The organism is Actinomyces bouchesdurhonensis (assembly GCF_963540955.1).
Lineage (GTDB): Bacteria > Actinomycetota > Actinomycetes > Actinomycetales > Actinomycetaceae > Pauljensenia > Pauljensenia bouchesdurhonensis.
Genome location: NZ_CAUTSL010000046.1, coordinates 1 through 18907, shown reverse-complemented (window position 1 = coordinate 18907; position 18907 = coordinate 1). Strand labels below are relative to the sequence as shown.

Annotated in this window: 19 protein-coding genes; all 19 read left to right on the top strand. The window is 62.6% G+C overall.

Going from position 1 to position 18907, the window contains the following annotated elements:
- Nucleotides 1-416: 416 nt before the first annotated feature.
- Nucleotides 417-848, top strand: coding sequence for a division/cell wall cluster transcriptional repressor MraZ (gene mraZ, locus RYL44_RS07980; RefSeq protein ID WP_009056606.1), 432 nt, complete (start codon nucleotides 417-419; stop codon nucleotides 846-848).
- Nucleotides 849-967: 119 nt separating this feature from the next.
- Nucleotides 968-2011, top strand: a complete 1044-nt coding sequence (gene rsmH, locus RYL44_RS07975) for a 16S rRNA (cytosine(1402)-N(4))-methyltransferase RsmH (RefSeq protein WP_314975635.1) — start codon at nucleotides 968-970, stop codon at nucleotides 2009-2011.
- The gene (gene ftsL, locus RYL44_RS07970; protein WP_073983462.1) at nucleotides 2008-2400 is read left to right on the top strand and encodes a cell division protein FtsL; all 393 of its coding nucleotides are present in this window, start codon (nucleotides 2008-2010) and stop codon (nucleotides 2398-2400) included. Before rsmH ends, ftsL begins: the two co-directional genes overlap by 4 nt.
- Before the next feature lie 17 nt (nucleotides 2401-2417).
- The gene (locus RYL44_RS07965; protein WP_073983463.1) at nucleotides 2418-4151 is read left to right on the top strand and encodes a peptidoglycan D,D-transpeptidase FtsI family protein; all 1734 of its coding nucleotides are present in this window, start codon (nucleotides 2418-2420) and stop codon (nucleotides 4149-4151) included.
- Nucleotides 4152-4169: 18 nt separating this feature from the next.
- Nucleotides 4170-5567, top strand: a complete 1398-nt coding sequence (locus RYL44_RS07960) for a UDP-N-acetylmuramoyl-tripeptide--D-alanyl-D-alanine ligase (RefSeq protein ID WP_314975634.1) — start codon at nucleotides 4170-4172, stop codon at nucleotides 5565-5567.
- Nucleotides 5564-6649: a phospho-N-acetylmuramoyl-pentapeptide-transferase gene (mraY, locus tag RYL44_RS07955; RefSeq protein WP_073983464.1), complete on the top strand. Its 1086-nt coding sequence runs from the start codon at nucleotides 5564-5566 to the stop codon at nucleotides 6647-6649. The genes RYL44_RS07960 and mraY overlap by 4 nt, the downstream gene beginning before the upstream one ends.
- On the top strand, nucleotides 6646-8091 hold the full coding sequence (gene murD / locus RYL44_RS07950; protein ID WP_314768699.1) for a UDP-N-acetylmuramoyl-L-alanine--D-glutamate ligase: 1446 nt from the start codon (nucleotides 6646-6648) through the stop codon (nucleotides 8089-8091). The genes mraY and murD overlap by 4 nt, the downstream gene beginning before the upstream one ends.
- The gene (locus tag RYL44_RS07945) at nucleotides 8078-9334 is read left to right on the top strand and encodes an FtsW/RodA/SpoVE family cell cycle protein (protein ID WP_390883815.1); all 1257 of its coding nucleotides are present in this window, start codon (nucleotides 8078-8080) and stop codon (nucleotides 9332-9334) included. The genes murD and RYL44_RS07945 overlap by 14 nt, the downstream gene beginning before the upstream one ends.
- Before the next feature lie 34 nt (nucleotides 9335-9368).
- Nucleotides 9369-10493 carry an undecaprenyldiphospho-muramoylpentapeptide beta-N-acetylglucosaminyltransferase gene (gene murG / locus RYL44_RS07940; protein WP_314768703.1) on the top strand — a complete coding sequence of 375 codons (1125 nt, stop codon included), beginning with the start codon at nucleotides 9369-9371 and terminating at the stop codon, nucleotides 10491-10493.
- Entirely contained in the window at nucleotides 10486-11877 is a 1392-nt protein-coding gene (gene murC / locus RYL44_RS07935; RefSeq protein WP_073983467.1) for a UDP-N-acetylmuramate--L-alanine ligase, read from the top strand. The genes murG and murC overlap by 8 nt, the downstream gene beginning before the upstream one ends.
- Before the next feature lie 227 nt (nucleotides 11878-12104).
- The gene (locus RYL44_RS07930) at nucleotides 12105-12950 is read left to right on the top strand and encodes a cell division protein FtsQ/DivIB (protein WP_314975632.1); all 846 of its coding nucleotides are present in this window, start codon (nucleotides 12105-12107) and stop codon (nucleotides 12948-12950) included.
- Between the two features lie 127 nt (nucleotides 12951-13077).
- Nucleotides 13078-14331: a cell division protein FtsZ gene (gene ftsZ / locus RYL44_RS07925; RefSeq protein WP_314975631.1), complete on the top strand. Its 1254-nt coding sequence runs from the start codon at nucleotides 13078-13080 to the stop codon at nucleotides 14329-14331.
- Nucleotides 14331-15089 (top strand): purine nucleoside phosphorylase YfiH/LACC1 family protein, encoded by a 759-nt coding sequence (locus tag RYL44_RS07920; protein ID WP_314975630.1) that lies wholly within the window; start codon nucleotides 14331-14333, stop codon nucleotides 15087-15089. The genes ftsZ and RYL44_RS07920 overlap by 1 nt, the downstream gene beginning before the upstream one ends.
- 178 nt (nucleotides 15090-15267) lie before the next feature.
- Entirely contained in the window at nucleotides 15268-15723 is a 456-nt protein-coding gene (locus RYL44_RS07915) for a cell division protein SepF (protein ID WP_073983576.1), read from the top strand.
- An 8-nt stretch (nucleotides 15724-15731) separates the two neighbouring features.
- Nucleotides 15732-16043, top strand: a complete 312-nt coding sequence (locus tag RYL44_RS07910; protein ID WP_073983471.1) for a YggT family protein — start codon at nucleotides 15732-15734, stop codon at nucleotides 16041-16043.
- A gap of 173 nt (nucleotides 16044-16216) precedes the next feature.
- Nucleotides 16217-16789, top strand: coding sequence for a DivIVA domain-containing protein (locus tag RYL44_RS07905; protein ID WP_073983472.1), 573 nt, complete (start codon nucleotides 16217-16219; stop codon nucleotides 16787-16789).
- 66 nt (nucleotides 16790-16855) lie between these two features.
- Nucleotides 16856-17359, top strand: coding sequence for a signal peptidase II (lspA, locus tag RYL44_RS07900; RefSeq protein ID WP_276739696.1), 504 nt, complete (start codon nucleotides 16856-16858; stop codon nucleotides 17357-17359).
- Between the two features lie 8 nt (nucleotides 17360-17367).
- The gene (locus RYL44_RS07895) at nucleotides 17368-18273 is read left to right on the top strand and encodes an RluA family pseudouridine synthase (RefSeq protein ID WP_314975636.1); all 906 of its coding nucleotides are present in this window, start codon (nucleotides 17368-17370) and stop codon (nucleotides 18271-18273) included.
- Nucleotides 18274-18393: 120 nt separating this feature from the next.
- Nucleotides 18394-18907 (top strand): PHP domain-containing protein (locus tag RYL44_RS07890; protein WP_314975629.1); only part of this gene is annotated, 514 nt, incomplete at its 3' end.

Below are 18907 nucleotides of genomic sequence, written 5' to 3'. Positions count from 1 at the left end.
CTTTCCTCCTCGCCGCGGACTCCCCACCGCGCTCCCCACCGTGCCCCACGGGGTTCCCCACTCTCCTCCCCACCGCGCTCCCCACCGTGCTCCCCACAGCCCTCCACGGGTGAGGGAGCTGCGCCCGGGTGTGCCCCGGCCTCGTCGATAATCCGCGGAATATCAAGGAAATATCTCACGTGCGTCGGTCGCGATTGACGCCGGTTGGGGCGGAGTGGGGATCGTCCGGGATGGAGCGCTCCTCCTCGCGCGCGGAGTGTGTGCTAGATTTCCTCCACTTTTCTCCACGGCAATTTTTCGTTGAAAATATGCCAAAAATGCCAGGAGTATCGCGCGCCACGCCGCACGTTTCTCTGTAAATATGGGGCTTGGTGGGTTAAAGTGGGGGAAAGTTCCGAACAGGGGAGGGCGGTGACATGTTCCTCGGCACGTACGAGCCCAAGCTCGACGACAAAGGACGCATGTTTCTGCCCGCGCGCTTTCGCGAGGACATGGAGGGCGGGATCGTCCTCACTCGCGGCCAAGAGCACTGCGTGTACGCCTTCCCCGCCGCGGAATTCGAGAGCATGACCGCGGAGCTTCGTCGCGCACCCCTGTCCTCAAAGCAGGCGCGTGACTGGATCCGCGTGATGCTCTCGGGAGCCTATAAGGAGATTCCGGACAAGCAAGGGCGCATTAGCGTCCCAGCGGACCTGCGCGCATACGCGGGGCTGGACCGTGAGCTCGCCGTCATCGGCGCGGGATCGCGAGCCGAAATCTGGAACGCCTCGGCCTGGCGCGAATACCTCGCGGTCCAGGAGGAGGTCTTCTCTAATACAGCAGAAGAAATTATTCCCGGGATGTTCTGACTCGTACTCCGAGGTCTCCGCCCGCTGTTCCGACATCACTTCCCCGGTGGCGGAGCACGGTGGGGGACCTGGGTGGACGGGTCGGACACCGGTCATGACGAACGACAAGGAGGCGTGGCATGGCGCATGCACTGGACTCGGTGCGCGATTCGTTGCGCCCCGGAGGCTCGGCCGACGAGGCCGGCATCGGTCGCCCCGCTGCCGAGCGCCATGTCCCCGTCCTCCTTGCCGAGTGCCTCGACATGCTCGCACCCGCGATTGGGACCCCCGGAGCAGTCTTGGTGGACGCCACCCTGGGGATGGGCGGTCACACCGAGGGTGCACTTGAGCGCTTCGGAGGCCTGACCGTCATCGGTATCGACCGTGACCCGCAGGCTATCGCGCTTGCTTCTGCTCGCCTCGAACGATTCGGGAGCCGATTCCGTGCGGTCCACACGACCTACGATCGTATCGACGAGGCCGTGGCCGAGCAGTGCGGTCCCGGCGCGCGCATTGACGGGATCCTCATGGACCTGGGAGTGTCCTCACTCCAGCTCGACGAGGCCGACCGGGGCTTCGCCTACTCGAAGGATGCGCCGCTCGACATGCGGATGGATGCGACCAGCGGAGACAGTGCCGCCGACCTCCTGGCCACCGCCTCGGAGGGGGAGCTTATTCGCATCTTGCGCACCTACGGCGAAGAAAAGTTCGCGCCTCGTATCGCGCGACTGATCATTCGCCGCAGGGATGACGCTCCCATCACGCGCACGGGCGAACTTGTGGACATTATCCGCGAGGCCATCCCCGCGCCCGCGCGCCGCACCGGCGGCAATCCGGCAAAACGTACCTTCCAGGCGCTGCGCGTGGCTGTCAACGACGAGCTCACCATCTTGGAGCGGGCCCTGCCGCGTGCTCTCTCGTGCCTGAGGGTCGGAGGGCGCCTGGTGGTCGAGTCGTACCAAAGCCTCGAAGACCGACTAGTCAAAGACATCTTGCGCCGCGGTTCCACCAGCGCCGCACCCCCCGGGCTGCCGATTGTTCCCGACGAGATGGCGCCCAGCCTGAAACTGCTCACCAAGGGCGCGAATCGCGCCGACCAAGCTGAACAAGATCACAATCCCCGATCTGCGTCCGTGCGATTGCGCGGAGCGGAACTCATCTCCGAATGGAAGGACTTCTCATGAGTGCAGCAACTGCGAAGGCACGTCCCGCGGCTCGCCCGGAGCTGCGTCGTGAGGAGGTTCGTGAGTTCCATATTGTCGAGGGGGCGCGCCCGCGCCGCTCTGCCGTGGCTATCCTCATGCTTCTCGTCGCTGTTGCCCTGGCGTCCGTGGTGGTCTCGATGGTTCTGAATACGCGCATGGCGCAGACGTCCTTCGAGATCCGCGAGCAGCAGTTGACGCTGAACGAGCTGGAGGCGCAGTCGTGGACGATGCGCTCCGAGCTTGATCGCAAGGCGTCGCCCACGGAGCTAGAGGAGGCTGCGAAGACGAACGGCATGGTGCCCGCCGGCAGGTCTGGCTTCATCACGCTCGAAACGGGGACCGTTGAGGGCGGGACTCCCGCCAAGTAACGCGGAGCCGAGTTCGTATGGATACCGTCATTGGGCGCTCGCGTTGGATCCTGTTCGCTATTATCGGAGCTCTCAGCCTGTGTGTTGTGCGTCTCGTACAGCTTCAGATCGTTGAGGGGCCGACGTTGGCCGCTCAGGGGCAGCGTGTGCGTACCTCCTCGACGTCGGTTGCTGCCGCGCGCGGCTCCATTGTTGATGCGACGGGTGTCGTGCTGGCCAACTCGATCCAGACATACGACATCGCCGTCAACCAGGTGAACATTGGTTCCTACGTGCACCGCGACGACGACGGTAATGAGGTTGGGCGCGGTCCTGCTGAGGCTGCCCATCAGCTCGCTCCTCTTCTTGGCATGGATGAGTCGGAGCTGGGGGGCATGATGCTGGGTGATTCGACCTACGTTTACCTCAAGCACAATGTTGACGCGGTCACCTATCGTGAGATTCGCAAGCTCGACATTTACGGCATCGAGTGGGAGTCTGTTTTCGAACGCGAGTACCCCAACGGGAATGTCGCCGCTCCCGTGATTGGAACGGTCGACGCGGGTGGAAAGGGTTCTTCGGGTATTGAGGCGCAGTTCGATACGCTGCTGACGGGTACGCCCGGAGCGCAGGCGTTCGAAATTGCGCCCAATGGTGCTGTGATGCCCGGAGGCAAACGCACGACGGTGGAGCCGAAAGATGGCGGCTCTGTGGAACTCACGTTGCATGCTGACCTGCAGCACCAGGTGCAGCAGTTACTGGATACTCGCGTGGCCAAGCACCAGGCCGACTGGGGTACGGTTGTCATCGAGGATGTCGCGACTGGGCACGTGCTGGTCATGGCCGACTCGAACTCGAAGGAGCCGGACAATGCGAATCTGCAGAAGGTGCACGCCGTGCAGGACACGTTCGAGCCGGGTTCGGTGGGTAAGCTCATCACGGTGGGTGCGGCGCTGAACCAGGGAACGATTACGCCCACGAGTGTCTTCCAGGTTCCGTATGCTCTTGATCTGCCTGACGCGGGTGGGCTGATTACGGATTTCCATCAGCATGATGGCGAGACACTCACGGCGACGGGTATCCTGGCCGAGTCCTCGAACACAGGCACAGTGCTGATCGGTCAGACGATGGCGGACGACCAGCGTTATTCGATGATGCGTGCTTTTGGCTTCGGGCAGGAGACGGGCATTGAGCTTCCGGGTGAGTCCGCTGGCCTGCTGCGTAGTTCGGATGAGTGGCAGGGGCGTGACCGTTATGTGACGATGTTCGGCCAGGCTTATGCGATTACAGCGATTCAGGAGGCCTCTGCCCTTGCAACAATCGCGAATGGTGGCGTGCGTATCTCTCCACACATCGTGAAGTCGTGGACGAATGCCGATGGCACGGTTGAGGTTCCCGAGGGGACTCAGCCGGTACAGGTCATGGAGGCTGGCACGGCTTCGCAGCTACTGACGATGATGGAGTCCGTCGTTGAAGACAAGCTGGGGACGGCGAGTGCGTCGAAGGTTCCCGGCTATCGCGTGGGCGTCAAGACGGGTACGGCTGAGACAGTGATTGATGGGGCGTCAGGTCTCATCTCGACGACAGCGGGCATCATCCCGGTTGATGCGCCGCGTCTGGCGATCGCCGTGATCCTCTACAATCCGAAAGTGGCGTCGGTCTCATCTGATTCGTCGGCGCCGCTGTTTGGCGACATTGCACGCACGGCTGTTTCGAACCTGGGTATCCCGGCCTCCTCCGGGTCGGCTAACCTGTATCCGACGACTCCGTGAGTCTGAAGGAGAAGAATCATGCAGACATCAGCGCAGTGGATTGCTCAGGCGGTTTCTGGTCGCCTCGTTGGAGGTGACGTGAGTATTACCGGTCCAGTGGTGACCGATTCTCGTGAGGCGCAGGCGGGGTCGCTGTACGTCGCACGGCGCGGCGAAAGCGCCGACGGGCACGCTTTTGTGGCGGGTGCACTCGAGCGCGGCGCGGTCGCGGTTATCGTTGAACATGAGGTTGACGAGGCCGTGGCTCAGATCGTCGTTGAGGATTCCACCGAGGCGCTGGGGGCTTTGGCGCATGCACACGTCGAAGCTCTGCGGGCAAGCGGAGATCTGGATGTGATCGCGGTGACCGGTTCCGTCGGCAAGACAACGACGAAGGACCTGCTGCTCCAGATCCTGAGGGCCGACGGGCCGACGGTTGCACCTAAGCTTTCCTTCAACAATGAGGTTGGTCTGCCTCTGACCGCTTTGGAGGCGGATTCTTCGACGCGTCATCTTGTTCTTGAGATGGGTGCTTCCGGCCCTGGTCATATCGCTTACCTGACCACCATCGTCGCCCCTGACGTGGTCATCGAGCTGTGCGTCGGCCACGCACATGTGGGTGGTTTCGGAGGGTTTGAGGGTGTTGCAGCCGCGAAGGCTGAACTGATTTTGGGAGCCCTGCCCGGTGCGCGCGTTATCTTGAACACTGACGACCCCAATGTTGAGGCGATGGCGCCGCTGGCGACGGGTGAGGTCGTTCGTTTCTCCGCGTCGGGCAATCCAAGAGCTGACGTGCGTGCGCAGGATGTGCGTGTGGACCGTGCGGATCGTGCCTCCTTCACCCTGGTGACGCCTGCGGGCAGTGCCGATGTGTCGCTCCTGATTGTTGGGCGTCATCATGTGGCGAATGCGTTGGCTGCCGCTGCCGGTGCCTTGACGTTGGGTGTGGACCTGGCGACTGTTGGACGGGTGCTTTCCAGTGCGCGGGCGCTTAGCCCGCACCGTATGGATGTCCATGAGCTTGTCGTACAGGGGTGTGACTTGACGCTCATCGACGATTCTTACAACGCAAACCTGGACTCGATGCGCGCGGGTATCGCCGCGTTGGCTTCAATTGGTGTCCACGCGCGCAAGGTTGCGGTCTTGGGGGAGATGCTTGAGCTGGGCGAGGACACCCAATCGATGCACATGCGCGTCGGCGAGATGATCGCCAAGGCGGGCGTGGACACGCTCATCGGCTTGGGGGCAAACGCGCACTACTATCTTGAGGGAGCTGAGACGGTGCCCAATCGTGAGGTTGCATCGGACCCGGCCGACGCAGCTCGCTTGGCTCTTCAGTTCGCGAAGGACGGTGCTGTTGTCCTGGTGAAGGGTTCTTTTGGTTCACATTCGTGGCAGGTAGCTGACATCCTGCGGGAGAAGGGAATGACCCGGTGATCGGTCTTATCGCTGCGTTCATCATTGCGATGGCGCTGTCTGTGATGGGCACGCCGCTGCTCATCCGTTTCCTGGTGCTGCACCAGTACGGTCAGTTCATCCGCCAGGATGGGCCGACGCAGCACCTCACGAAGCGCGGAACTCCCACCATGGGCGGTGTCGTCATTATCCTGGCGACGCTCATTGCGTGGGTGATTGGGGCGTTGGTCGCTGGTGCGGGTCCTTCATGGTCGGGCTTCTTGCTGGTGTTTCTCTTCACCGGTCTGGGACTTATCGGCCTGCTGGATGACGGCATCAAGATTATGCGGCAGCGTTCTCTTGGCCTGCACCCGTCGGGTAAGATCATCGGTCAGGTTGTCATTGCCTCGCTCTTCGCGGGTGGAACTCTTATCCGTCCCAATGAATTTGGTGAGCTGCCTGGGACGCTTGCGCTGTCATTTGCTCGACCGACTGCGCTGAGCTTCGCTTTAGCGGGCACTGCCGTTGGAGTCATCCTGTATCTCATTTGGACGAATCTCATTGTGACGGCATGGTCGAACGCCACTAATTTGACGGATGGCCTGGATGGTTTGGCAGCCGGCGTGTCCATCTTTGTTTTCGGTGCTTACACCTTCATTGCGTACTTCCAGCGCATTCAGGCCTGTACACAGCCGAGTGTCAACCATTCGGCGTGTTATTCGACGCGTGACCCTTTGGACCTGGCGATCTTCTGCGCCGCTCTGATCGGCGCGCTGGCGGGCTTCTTGTGGTGGAACGCGTCGCCCGCACAGATCTTCATGGGTGACACGGGTGCCCTCGCCCTGGGTGGCGCGGTTGCTGGTTTGTCGATCCTGACGCAGACGCAGCTTCTAGCTATCGTCGTTGGTGGACTTTTCGTGGCGGTTGTCATGTCGGATGTCATTCAGATCAGTGTCTTTAAGGCGACGGGTAAACGCGTCTTCCGTATGGCCCCGCTGCACCACCACTTTGAGCTGCTCGGTTGGAAAGAAGTCACGATCGTCATCCGTTTCTGGCTTATTGCTGCCATCGCGGCGGTCGCCGGAGCGGGCATGTTCTACGCTGAGTGGGTGTCTGCTCGATGAACCTGAATGCTGCCGTCATCGGCTGGGGAAAGTCCGGTCAGGGCGCTGCTGGCGCGCTGCTTGCCCGTCACTGGCGGGTGAGCGCCTTCGCTTCACGCGCTACCGACGCGCTGTCGTTTGACGATGTCGCGGACGTGCCTGTCCATGTCGAGGAGGATGCTGGTGTCCTCGTCTCCGCTGTCGTGGATGCTCGCCCCGACCTCGTCGTTGTTTCACCGGGTATCCCTGCGCATCACCCGATTTTCACCGCGTGTCAGGATGCTGGCATCGACCTGTGGGGTGAAGTGGAGCTCGCGTGGCGTCTTCAGGAGGAGGGTCCCCATGCCGGACGCCCCTGGTTGACCGTGACTGGCACTAATGGGAAGACGACGACCGTGGGTATGCTGGGGGAGATTCTGCGTGCTTCAGGTGTCGAGGCCGAAGAGGTTGGTAACATCGGTACCCCGATTACACGCGCGATTGATTCAGATGCCGAAGTGTTCGCGGTTGAGCTTTCCAGTTTCCAGTTGCACACGGCGCGCACGGTTCGGCCTTTGGCATCCGTCTGTCTGAACGTTGACGCCGATCACCTGGACTGGCATGGCAGCGTCGAGGCTTATGCTGCGGACAAGGCGCGCGTCTACGAGAACACCCTTCGCGCGTGCGTGTATCCTGCGTCGGATCGGCGCATCGAGGCCATGGTAGAAAACGCGGACGTTGTCGAGGGGGCGCGGGCTATTGGTCTGACGCTCGGTGCTCCGGCGGTCTCGCAGTTCGGTATCGTTGACGGCCTGCTGGTGGATCGTGCGTTCGTCGACGACCGCCACCGCCATGCCGTCGCTCTTGCCCGTATTTCAGACCTGGCTCAGGCATACGGGGATCACCCCTCTCCGGCTGTTCTTTCGGACGCGTTGGCTGCAGCTGCCCTGGCGCGTGCCTACGGTGTTGAACCTGAGGCCGTGGAGGGAGGCTTGCGTTCTTTCCGACCCGCCGGGCATCGTCGCGCAGTTATCGCGCGTGCCGCGGATCTGACGTGGATTGACGACTCGAAGGCGACTAACGCCCACGCTGCCCGCGCGTCGTTGTCCGGGTTGCCGCCGCGCAGCGCCATCTGGATTGTCGGCGGCGATCCGAAGGGCCAGGATTTCGCGGAGCTGATCAGCCAGGTTGAGCCGACCCTGCGCGGCGTTGTCGTCATCGGCGCAGACCGCAGTGTGCTCGTCAGGGAGCTGGCGGCTGGAGCTCCTGGCGTTCCTTTCGTTGAGGTGGACGGGCACGAGGACTGGATGTTCTCGGTCGTCAACGAGGCTGTGGCGCTGTCGCGTCCGGGTGACACCGTGGTGCTCGCCCCGGCATGCGCATCGTGGGATCAATTCGATAACTATGGTCAGCGTGGGGATGTTTTTGCCGATGCGGTGGCGCGTCTGGCGGCGCAGCGGGGGAGCGCCGGTGGCGACAAATAAGCGGGGCTGGCACATTCCTACTGTGACTCTGCCTCGGATTCTTTTCGGATCGGGGCAGGAGCACGAATCGAACCCGGTGACGACCTATTTTCTGGTGGTTATCCCGGCTCTTCTGCTGTCGTTTTTTGGTCTGGTCATGGGGTTTTCCGCTCAGACTGTCACCTCCATCGCGCAGGGGGAGAACCCCTATACGGCGTACGCGCGCCCGCTGCTCATTATTGTGTCTTCCCTCGTGATTGCGTCGGGCGTGCAGTTGGTGCCGCAGCGCTGGCTGGCGCGTCTGGCTGTCCCGATGTTTGTGACGGCTCTCGTTTTTCAGTCGTTGGTGCTCAGCCCGCTGGGTCGTTCGGAGGGCGGTAATGCGAACTGGGTGAAGCTTGGACCCATCATGGCTCAGCCGTCGGAGTTTTTGAAGCTTGCGCTCGTCATCTTTTTGGCGTTCATGGTGTCTAAGTCGGCGTCGAAGCGTTCTGACGTGAGGACGATGAGTGTGGCCGTTGCTGTGCCGATCCTGGTGGCGCTTGGCGCGGTTATGCTGGGCCGTGACATGGGTACGGCGATGGTTGTCGCGATGGGTGCGCTCGGTGCGGTGTGGGTGGCGGGTCTGCCGAAGCGGTGGTTTGGTGTTCTCGTCATGTTTGCTGTGCCGACCCTGGTCTTGTTGGTTTTGTCGAATCCGACGCGTATCCGACGTGTTTTGGCGGTTCTGCCTGGCACGTCGAAGGGGCCGGATGAGTCGGCGCCGGAGCAGATTGACCACTCGCTGTGGGCGTTGGGGTCGGGTGGTTTGACGGGCTTGGGGCCGGGCGCGTCGCGTGAGAAGTGGAATTATTTGCAAGCGGCTCACACGGATTTTATTTTTGCGATTGTTGGCGAGGAATTCGGCTTGCTCGGTACCGTGGCGGTTCTGGTGTGTTTGGGTTTGCTCGTGTGGGGCATGTTCCGTGTGGCGCGCGAGTCCTCTGATTTGTTCGTCATTATCGTGGCCTCGGGTGTGGGCACGTGGATCGGTGTCCAGACGGTTATTAATGTTCTGTCGGTTACTCGTATGGGTCCTGTGATTGGTGTGCCGCTGCCGCTCGTGTCCTATGGCGGCTCGTCGTTTTTGTTTACGATCACTTCGGTGGCGGTCGTGGCATCCTTTGCGCGTGCGCGTGCGGGGATGCGGATGATTGGGAGGCCGGACGAGGCCTCGGCTGGTCGAGATCCGCGGGTGGCTCCCCGCAGGCGCTCCGCTCGTTAACATTAGGTCACCCACTCGCGTTAAGGAGACGCTTATGGTCAAGGTTGTGATGGCTGGCGGCGGGACCGCCGGTCACGTGAATCCTCTTCTGGCGACGGCCGCGCAGCTGCGTGAGGACGGAGCTGAGGTCGTTGTGCTGGGCACGAAGGCGGGGTTGGAAGCGGATTTGGTTCCCGCCGCCGGTTTTGTGCTGGTGGAGATTCCGCGTGTTCCTTTGCCGCGTCGCCCCTCGTTGGCGTTCTTCACGTTGCCGTCTCGTTTTTCCGATGCTGTTAAGCGCTGCGGCAAGGCTTTGGAAGGCGCTGATGTGCTCGTGGGGTTCGGTGGCTACGTGTCGACTCCGGCTTACATTGCGGCTAAGCGTGCGGGTGTCCCGATCGTCATCCACGAGCAGAACGCTCGCCCGGGCCTGGCCAACAAGGTGGGTGCACGCAACGCTGCCGTCGTTGCTTTGACTTTTCCTTCCTCGCCGCTGGCGGCCAAGCGCGGTGAGACGGTTGTGACGGGATTGCCGTTGCGCTCAGCTATTGCTGACCTGGCGAGTCGCCGATCTACCTCGGAGGGGGCCGTGCAGGCGCGCCGTGAGGCCGCTGAGCGCTTGGGCGTGGACGCTGATGCTCCGACGCTGCTCGTGACGGGCGGATCCTTGGGGGCTTTGCACATCAATGAGTCGATGACGGGCGCGGCGGACGCGCTGCCTGAGGGTGTTCAGGTCGTGCACCTGACGGGCCGCGGCAAGGATGAGCCGGTGCGAGCGGGCGTGGAAGCGTTCGGTCTGGCGGATCGCTGGCATGTCATTGATTACCTGACGACGATGGAGGACGCGCTGGCTGTCGCGGATCTCGTGGTGTGCCGCTCAGGCGCTGGGACGGTCGCGGAGATGGAGGCACTGGGCCTGCCGTGCATCTATGTTCCGCTGCCGATTGGCAACGGAGAGCAGCGGCTGAACGCGAAGGATCATGTTGAGGCGGGTGGCGCTCAGCTGATCGACGACAAGGACTTTACCGCTGATTTCGTGCGCCGCAACGTCTTCCCGTTGCTGGGTTCGACGCGTTTGGCGGATATGGCGGCTGCCTCGCAGTCGCTGGGGCGTGCGGGCGCGGCTCGCGCGCTGGCGGATCTGGCCCTGGCACAGGTGAAGGAGGACGGCCATGAGTGAGCCAACGCTGCACGATCGTTTCCATTTGATCGGTATTGGTGGCGCGGGGATGAGTGTTGTCGCGGAGCTGTTGGCGTCGCGCGGGGCGCTCGTCGAGGGGTCTGACCGAGAGGATTCTGGTGTGCTCGAACATCTGCGTGCGGTCGGCGTGCGGGTGTTTGTCGGGCATGACGCCTCGCACGTGGATCCGTCGGCGGTCGTCGTGGTGTCTACGGCGATTCGTGAGAGTAATCCGGAGTTGGCGGTGGCTCGCGAGCGTGGACAGCGTGTTATTCACCGCTCGCAGGCGTTGGCGTTGGCTGCGTCGGGTATGCGTTTCGTGGGGGTGGCAGGTGCTCACGGCAAGACCTCGACGTCGGGTATGTTGGCGATCGCGTTGGCGCAGTGCGGGTTGGATCCGTCGGTTGCTGTGGGTGGTGTGCTGCCCCAGCTGGGTACGGGCGCGCACCTGGGGACGGGTGACATTTTCGTCGCCGAGGCCGATGAGTCGGATGGGTCGTTCCTGAACTATTCTCCGACCATTGAGATCGTGACGAACGTGGAGCCCGATCATCTGGATCGCTATCGTTCGCGCGAGGAGTTTGAACAGATTTTTGTGGAGTTCGCCAGGTGTATGGTGCCCGGTGGGCTGCTGGTGACGTGCGCGGAGGACGAGGGGGCTGTGCGCCTGGCCGCCGCGGCTCGAGCTGAGGGTCTGCGGGTCGTGACTTATGGCCGCGCTGATCGCAGCCTGTGTGAGGCGGACGTAGTGATTTCGGATGTGCAGGTTGATGCTCGCTCCACGTGCGCGCACGTGGAGTGGGGGGATCGCAGCGCTGATTTGGTTATGTCCGTGCCCGGTGAGCACAATGTGCTGAACGCAGCGGGTGCCTGGGTGGCTGGCATCGAGTGCGGCCTGGAGCCGCAGGCTGTTGCTGATGGGTTGGGCCGGTTTACGGGTGCGGCACGCCGCTTTGAGGCGCGTGGTCAGGTCGGTTCGCGTCGTCTCTTTGATGACTACGCGCATCATCCGACCGAGGTGGTGGCTGCGATCCGTGAGGCTCGTGTTGTCGCCAGTGGGGGAGAGGTCACGGTTGTGTTCCAGCCGCATCTGTACTCGCGTACGCGCATTTTTGCCCAGCGTTTCGCCGATGCGTTGGCCGGGGCGGATCATGTTGTGCTGGCGGGGATTTACGGTGCGCGCGAGGATCCGCAACCCGGTGTCGATTCGACGCTGATTTCATCTCGCATTCCCGGGGCCGTGTATGTCGAGGACATGCACGAGGCAGCCCGTTTGGCCGCGTCCCTGACCCCCGAACACGGTGTGTGTGTGACGATGGGTGCCGGTTCGATCACCAGGTGCGCGTCGGATGTCGTGGACGAGTGGAAGCGGATGGAGGCATGAGGCCTCCGTCTCCGAGGCGTCCGGGGGGACGGCGGGTTCAGTCTTCTGAGGAGCGTGCCTCTGATGAGGTATCTGCTGCGGGAGAAGTCGGGGATGTGTCGTCGGGGCGGCTTCGGTCCCCAGATGGGGAGCGCGTCGTGTCTCGGGGTGTGCAGCGCAGCGCGAGGAGGCATCCTGGTGGCGGTGAGTCGCGGCGTGCCAATGTGCGTTCATCGGCGCGTGATCGTGTGACGGGTGTTTCCGAGGATGGGAGGGAGGGCGCTGTCTCTTCTTCCGTTGAGCGTCGGCGTGAGCGCGCGTCCTTGGCGAGACCAATCGCAGCCGCTGATGCTGCTGCTCTGCTGGGCGGAGCCGATGCCACGGACTTGGGTGATCGTCTGCGTGAACGTTCGCGCGCACGCCGGTTGCTCGTGTTGCGGCGCATCGCTTGGACCGTGGTCACGGCGGCACTCGTGGGAGGGGCGACGTGGGTGGTGTTCTTTTCGTCCCTGTTCGCGCTCTCGACCACGAGCATTCAGGTTTCGGGCGAGGATGGGGCGCTTGTTACGGTTGAGTCGGTCCGTTCCTCGGTGGCGGGATTTGAGGGGGTTCCTCTGACGCGCCTGAATACGCAGGCGGTTGCCCGCGCGGTTGAGTCGAATGTTGCAGTGAAGTCTGCATCGGTGTCTCGCCGGTGGCCGACGAGCTTGAGGGTGTCGGTGTCGATGCGTGCGGGTATGGCAGTTGAGGCATCGTCGGGTTCCTATTGGCTGGTTGACGACCAGGGTGTTGCCTTTGAGAGGCTCGGCAGTGCGGGGGGCTATCCGCTTCTCACGCTTTCCGAGGACCGGGCGACGGGGGCCTCTGATGTTGCCTCCGTCTTGGGGGCGTTGGATGAGTCGACACGCTCGCAGGTGTCGGCGATTACCTCTTCCGGGACGCAGGTGACGTTTACGCTGCGTGGGGGGCAGACTGTCAAGTGGGGAACGAATGAGGATGCTCCTCAAAAAGCGCGGGTTCTTGCTACGTTGCTTGCCAACGTGACGGCGACGACCTACGATGTGTCGTCTCCGAATCACCCTGTGACCAGTTAAGCCTTCCTCTTCGTCCGCGTGTTGGCTTGAATGAACGCACGCGGACCCCTAATTTCTTTTCGACACGAAGCACGTTAAACATCAACCTTCAACTAAAGGTTGAGGGTCTGATGCAAGGGAGACATCCATGGCGACACCGCAAAACCACCTGGCAGTGATCAAGGTCGTCGGCGTCGGCGGCGGCGGAGTCAACGCCGTGAACCGAATGATCGAAGTAGGCCTGAAGGGCGTTGAGTTCATTGCCGTTAACACCGACGCGCAGGCTCTACTCATGTCCGATGCTGAGACGAAGCTGGACATTGGCCGCGAACTGACGCACGGCCTCGGCGCCGGAGCGGATCCTGCCGTCGGTCGCAAGGCAGCAGAGGACCATATCGAAGAGATTGCTGCCGCGCTTGACGGCGCGGACATGGTCTTCGTGACCGCCGGTGAGGGTGGCGGCACGGGTACCGGTGCGGCTCCTGTCGTCGCACGCGTCGCCCGTGAAGCCGGCGCTCTGACGGTGGGAGTTGTGACTCGTCCGTTCTCCTTCGAGGGTAACCGCCGTGCGGCCCAAGCTGAGGGCGGCGTGACCACGCTGCGCGAAGAGGTCGATACCCTCATCGTTATTCCCAATGATCGACTCCTGGAAATCTCTGACGTGAGTATCTCGGTGCTCGATGCCTTCCGTGCCGCGGATCAGGTTCTGCTCTCCGGTGTTCAGGGCATCACTGAGCTGATCACCACCCCGGGTCTGATCAACGTTGACTTCAACGATGTCAAGTCTGTCATGAAGGACGCTGGCTCGGCTCTCATGGGCATCGGCGCGGCCACCGGTGAGGATCGCGCGCTGCGAGCGGTTGAGAGCGCTATCTCCTCCCCGCTGCTCGAGGCCTCGATCGACGGCGCTCACGGCGTGCTCATGTTCTTCCAGGGCGGCTCCGATGTCAGCCTGCGTGAGGTCTTCGCATCCTCGCAGCTGGTGCGCGAGGCCGTCCATCCCGAGGCGAACATCATCTTCGGTGTTGTCGTTGACGATACCCTCGGTGATGAGATCCGCGTGACGGTCATCGCGGCCGGCTTTGATGATGTCGCGGAGGCCGTGTCGGCGCACCCGGCTGTGTCTCGTGTTTCCGCTCCCGTCGCTCAGAAGCGCCCCGCCGCGCCCGAAGCCAAGGCGCCCGCCGCCGAGACGACGCGCCTGAGCCAGGTGTCTACTCGTCGCCCCCAGCACCGTCTGGATGTTGCTGCCCCGGTGCGTGAGACCGCTCCGGCTGCCGCTGAGGCGCCTGCCGCTGTCGAATACGAGGAAGCCGCCTCTGAGCACTCCTTCGAAGTGCCTCGCATCTACCCTGAGGCCCCCGAGAAGGAAGAGTTGGATATTCCTCCGTTCCTGCGCTGATGACAATGTCGCTATGGGCTGGTGCCCGGGTTCACCTCACCGTGGTGGACCCGGGCACCAGTGCGCTCGCTGGCAACGTGGGTTTGCATGTTGGGGATCAAACGGAGCTTGTGCGTGCGCGCCGGGCAGCCTTGGCGGATGTGCTGGGCAGTGACATCGTATGGATGAATCAGACGCATTCGACTGTTGTCGAGGTTATAACTTCCGTCGAGGGGGTGCCAACGGCGGCAAGCACGGCGAGGGCGCTTGACCATCGCGCGCCAGGCCAGTGGGGTCCTGTCGAGGCCGACGGTATCATCATCGATGCCCGCGGCTGGGAGGAAGCTCCTGCGCTCGCTGTCCTCACCGCTGACTGTCTGCCCGTCGTATTTTCCGCAGCGGGTGGAAGGGTCGTTGCCGCCGTTCACGCGGGCCGTCGTGGGCTCCTTGGGGGTATTCTCATGCGGACGGTTGACCTGATCCGAGCGCGCGTAGATGGATCGATCGATGCGCTGATAGGACCCGCTATCTGTGGGAGCTGTTACGAAGTCCCGTCCGACATGGTTCGCCAGAGCGAGGAGATCATGCCGGGAATCGGTAGCCAGACCTCCTGGGGGACGCCCTCCCTTGACTTGCCCCGCGCCGCGGCATCGCAGCTGCGCGAACGGGGTGTGCGTGTAGACAGTGACTCCCGCTGTACGTTGGAAACGCCCACGCTATTCTCCTATCGTCGCGACAGAGAATGTGGTCGTCAAGCGCTCGTCATTGCTCCCGCCTGAGCGCGTAGGGGTGGCCTCTCACGGGTCGTGTCGCGTGGCGTCGCCTGGGCTTCGCCATCTTGCAGCTTGTTCGTGACGTCCATCGTCGGAGTGCTCCTTGCGACGCGCCGAGTCAGCTGCGCCTCCTGACCGTCAAGCGCCTGTAGCTTGTGGCTATGCATCGCCTGAAGGAGGAATGATGAGCGATTCGTTCGGTGCGCGCGCACGCAAGTTCATGGGTTGGTACTCGTCCGAGGAGCCCGTTGATGAGTTCGAAGAGTTTGACGAGGTGGAAGAGGTAGCACCTGTGGCTGACATCACGCCTGTGTCCCGTCCAACGCTGACCGCCATTCGACGCGAGGATCCTGTCGAGGATCTCACTCGCATCATGACGATCCATCCCACCGCGTACTCCGATGCGGTGACCATTGGTGAGGCATTCCGCGATGGCATCCCGGTCATCATTAACCTCACCGATATGGGTGAAGAGGAAGCGCGCCGCCTCGTCGACTTCGCTGCCGGCTTGACCTTTGGGCTACGCGGAGTCATTGAGCGTGTCACTGCTCGCGTCTTCCTGCTTTCCCCGGCCACGGTGGAGGTCACTGGAGAAACCTCCTCGTCGGCGCGACGGGGTTCCCTCTACAATCAGGGTTGAGCTTCGTTGTGATCGTTGTGAGTTGGGTTGCGTGGGGGCTGAGTGTTCTCATCAACCTGTACATGATGGTGCTCTTTGCGCGCGTCATTCTGGACTGGGTTCAGTTGTTCGCGCGCGGATGGCGCCCTCGAGGGATTGGTCTCGTTCTTGCGAATGTCCTTTATGCGCTGACCGATCCTCCGATTCGCTGGTTTGGGCGCTTTGTTCCGCCGCTACGTCTGGGCGGCGGAATGTCGATTGATGTCGGTTTTATGCTGTTATTTCTGGTGCTTATGATTGCGCAGCGTTTCGTCCGTTTTCTCTTTTTTATTAGCCAGTAGACATTAAATTAAAGCATGAGAGGTCGCACATAAATCGCGGTTGCACCGTGATCAATGTTGCTAGTGTGACAATATCGGTTATTATTTTTGTGACGTGATCACGGGCGGCCTTCCCGGTCGTCCAGGCATGCGGGAATCCGCGTGTCCAATCGAAACGACCGAGAGGCGAAGCAATGGCCCTGCTCACTACCGAGGATGTCCTCAACAAGAAGTTCCAGTACGTCAAGTTCCGCGAGGGATACGACCAGGATGAGGTTGATGAGTTCCTCGATGAGGTTGTCTCCACCATCTACTCCCTGCAGATGGAGAACCAGGAGCTGAAGGAGAAGCTCGAGGCCGCGGAGCGCCGCGTTGCAGAGCTCTCCAACTCTGATTTCAGCCCAGCCGAGGCCCCGGCGGCCCCTGTCGCCGAGACCCCCGCACCTGCGGCTCCCGCCCTGACCGGCTCTCAAGATGCCGAATCCGCGACTTCTATGCTGGCCCTCGCCCAGCGCGTCCACGACGAGTACGTGCGCGACGGCGAAGAGCAGAGTGCGAAGATCATCGCCGAGGCCAACGCCGAGCGCGACACGATCATCGCTGATGCTCAGAAGCAGAAAGACTCGCTGCTCAACCAGCTCGAGCAGGAGCGCGAACTGCTGGAGAACAAGATCAACGGTCTGCGTACCTTCGAGGCCGAGTACCGCTCGAACCTGCGCAGCCACCTCGAATCCCTCCTCAACGAGGTCGGCAACGGCGAGAACTGATCGCACACTTGGCGGTGGCGGCGCACTTCGTGGTGCGCCGCCACCGCTCGTTTAAGATAGGGAACCATGGCTGACTCCTCCCATCCGATCCGCACCCGTTCGACGTGGATGTGGGCCGCCCTCGTGTGTGCGGTGGCGATTATTAGCGACCAAGCGTCGAAGATGTGGGCGCGATCTGCCCTCGATGCCTCAGAGCCGGTTCCCCTGATCGGGCGGTGGCTGTCGCTTCGACTCGTCCACAACTCGGGTGCTGCTTTTTCTTTCGCGGCTGGTAACACCTGGATCCTGACGATTTTCACCGTCGTGGTTGTCGGCGCGCTCGTGGTGCTCGCTCGTCGCGTCCAGCGCCCGTCGACGCTGCTGTCAATCGCCCTGCTCACAGGGGGTGCCGTCGGAAATCTTATCGACCGTCTCAGTGCCGAACCCGGCTTCGGTATCGGCCACGTCACTGACTTCATCGCTTACGGTACCTGGTTCGTCGGGAATGTCGCGGACATTTGGATCGTTCTGGGGGCGCCGCTGCTCGCCTATACGCTCTCCCGTGAACCTTCGAAGGGAGAGAAGCAGTGAGCTCGCGTATGCTTCCCGTTCCGGATGCCCTCGTGGGTGAACGGGTGGACGCCGCACTGGCTCGTATGCTCGGCCTGTCGCGCTCGCGCTGCTCGGAGCTGGCGGGGGAGGGGCACGTCCTCATTAACGGCGTTGCTGCGGGGAAGTCGGATCGCCTCGGCGCCCTCGACATTATTGAGGTGACGATCCCGGAGCCTGAGAATAAGCCGACCCCGGTCACCGATATGACGATCCTGTATGACGACGAGGACATCGTCGTCGTCGATAAGCCCGTCGGTGTCGCCGCCCACACGGGACCCGGATGGGCGGGGCCCACGGTTCTGGGCAACCTCGAAGCAGCTGGCTTTCGGATCACCAGCTACGGGCCTCCCGAGCGCCAGGGCATCGTTCACCGCCTCGACGTAGGAACCTCTGGGGTGATGATGGTCGCCAAATCAGAGTTGGCTTACTCGGTCATGAAACGCGCCTTCAAAGAGCGCACGATCGAGAAGGTGTATCACGCGGTGGTGGCCGGACACCTTGACCCCGCTTCAGGCACCATTGACGCGCCGATCGGTCGCCACCCGTCGCGCGAGTGGCGCATGGCTGTGATCGACGGCGGGAAGCGCGCCGTCACCCATTACGACACGCTTGAGCTCATGGCGGGCGCTCAACTCACCGAGGTGCACCTTGAGACGGGGCGCACCCACCAGATTCGCGTCCACATGGCGGCCGTCGGCCATCCCTGTGTCGGCGACACCTTCTACGGTGCGGACCCCACCCAGGCTGAGCGCCTGGGGCTCACCCGCCAGTGGCTCCACGCCGTGCGCCTGGGCTTTGCGCACCCGCGCACGGGCATGCCGATGAGCGTGTCCAGCCCCTATCCGGCCGACCTTCAGGCCGCCCTGGAGACGCTGCGCCACCCCCGCGACTGACGCGGGGGAGTGTGCCCGCGCAACCCGGCCACGGCCTCGTCGGTGAGCCGTGAGCTGAACGACCGTGCGCCCCCGGGAGTCGCGCGGCCCCGGCTGGGTCCTGGACAGTAGAATCGACGCATGGCTGATTCCTTCGTGCACCTCCACAATCACTCCGAGTATTCGATGCTCGACGGGGCTGCAAAGACGAAAGCCATGGCGGAAGAGGCGGCGCGCCTGGGGCAACCCGCGATCGGCCTGACTGATCACGGCTACCTTTTCGGTGCCTACGATTTCTACACGAACTGCAAGAACGCCGGCGTCAAGCCGATCATCGGTCTCGAGGCCTACGTGACCCCCGGCACGTCGCGCTTCGATCGTCAGAAGGTCCTATGGGGCGAGCCGTGGCAGCGCGCCGATGACGTGAGCGCGGGTGGCTCCTATAATCACCTGACCCTTATCGCCTACAACACGACGGGCATGCTCAACTTGTTCCGCTTGGGTTCGTATGCCTCGACGGACGGTCAGTTCGGCAAGTGGCCGCGCGCCGACAAGGAACTGCTCGCTCAGTTTCACGAGGGACTCATCGTGTTCACGGGATGCCCCTCGGGTGCCGTGCAGACGCGCCTGCGCCTGGGGCAGTGGGACGAGGCCG

What these genes read in the sequence shown, in the direction of transcription:
- mraZ (WP_009056606.1), top strand. Translation starts at nt 417, where the DNA reads ATGTTCCTCGGCACGTACGAGCCCAAGCTCGACGACAAAGGACGCATG.
- rsmH (WP_314975635.1), top strand. Translation starts at nt 968, where the DNA reads ATGGCGCATGCACTGGACTCGGTGCGCGATTCGTTGCGCCCCGGAGGC.
- ftsL (WP_073983462.1), top strand. Translation starts at nt 2,008, where the DNA reads ATGAGTGCAGCAACTGCGAAGGCACGTCCCGCGGCTCGCCCGGAGCTG.
- RYL44_RS07965 (WP_073983463.1), top strand. Translation starts at nt 2,418, where the DNA reads ATGGATACCGTCATTGGGCGCTCGCGTTGGATCCTGTTCGCTATTATC.
- RYL44_RS07960 (WP_314975634.1), top strand. Translation starts at nt 4,170, where the DNA reads ATGCAGACATCAGCGCAGTGGATTGCTCAGGCGGTTTCTGGTCGCCTC.
- murD (WP_314768699.1), top strand. Translation starts at nt 6,646, where the DNA reads ATGAACCTGAATGCTGCCGTCATCGGCTGGGGAAAGTCCGGTCAGGGC.
- murG (WP_314768703.1), top strand. Translation starts at nt 9,369, where the DNA reads ATGGTCAAGGTTGTGATGGCTGGCGGCGGGACCGCCGGTCACGTGAAT.
- murC (WP_073983467.1), top strand. Translation starts at nt 10,486, where the DNA reads ATGAGTGAGCCAACGCTGCACGATCGTTTCCATTTGATCGGTATTGGT.
- ftsZ (WP_314975631.1), top strand. Translation starts at nt 13,078, where the DNA reads ATGGCGACACCGCAAAACCACCTGGCAGTGATCAAGGTCGTCGGCGTC.
- RYL44_RS07920 (WP_314975630.1), top strand. Translation starts at nt 14,331, where the DNA reads ATGACAATGTCGCTATGGGCTGGTGCCCGGGTTCACCTCACCGTGGTG.
- RYL44_RS07915 (WP_073983576.1), top strand. Translation starts at nt 15,268, where the DNA reads ATGAGCGATTCGTTCGGTGCGCGCGCACGCAAGTTCATGGGTTGGTAC.
- RYL44_RS07905 (WP_073983472.1), top strand. Translation starts at nt 16,217, where the DNA reads ATGGCCCTGCTCACTACCGAGGATGTCCTCAACAAGAAGTTCCAGTAC.
- lspA (WP_276739696.1), top strand. Translation starts at nt 16,856, where the DNA reads ATGGCTGACTCCTCCCATCCGATCCGCACCCGTTCGACGTGGATGTGG.
- RYL44_RS07895 (WP_314975636.1), top strand. Translation starts at nt 17,368, where the DNA reads ATGCTTCCCGTTCCGGATGCCCTCGTGGGTGAACGGGTGGACGCCGCA.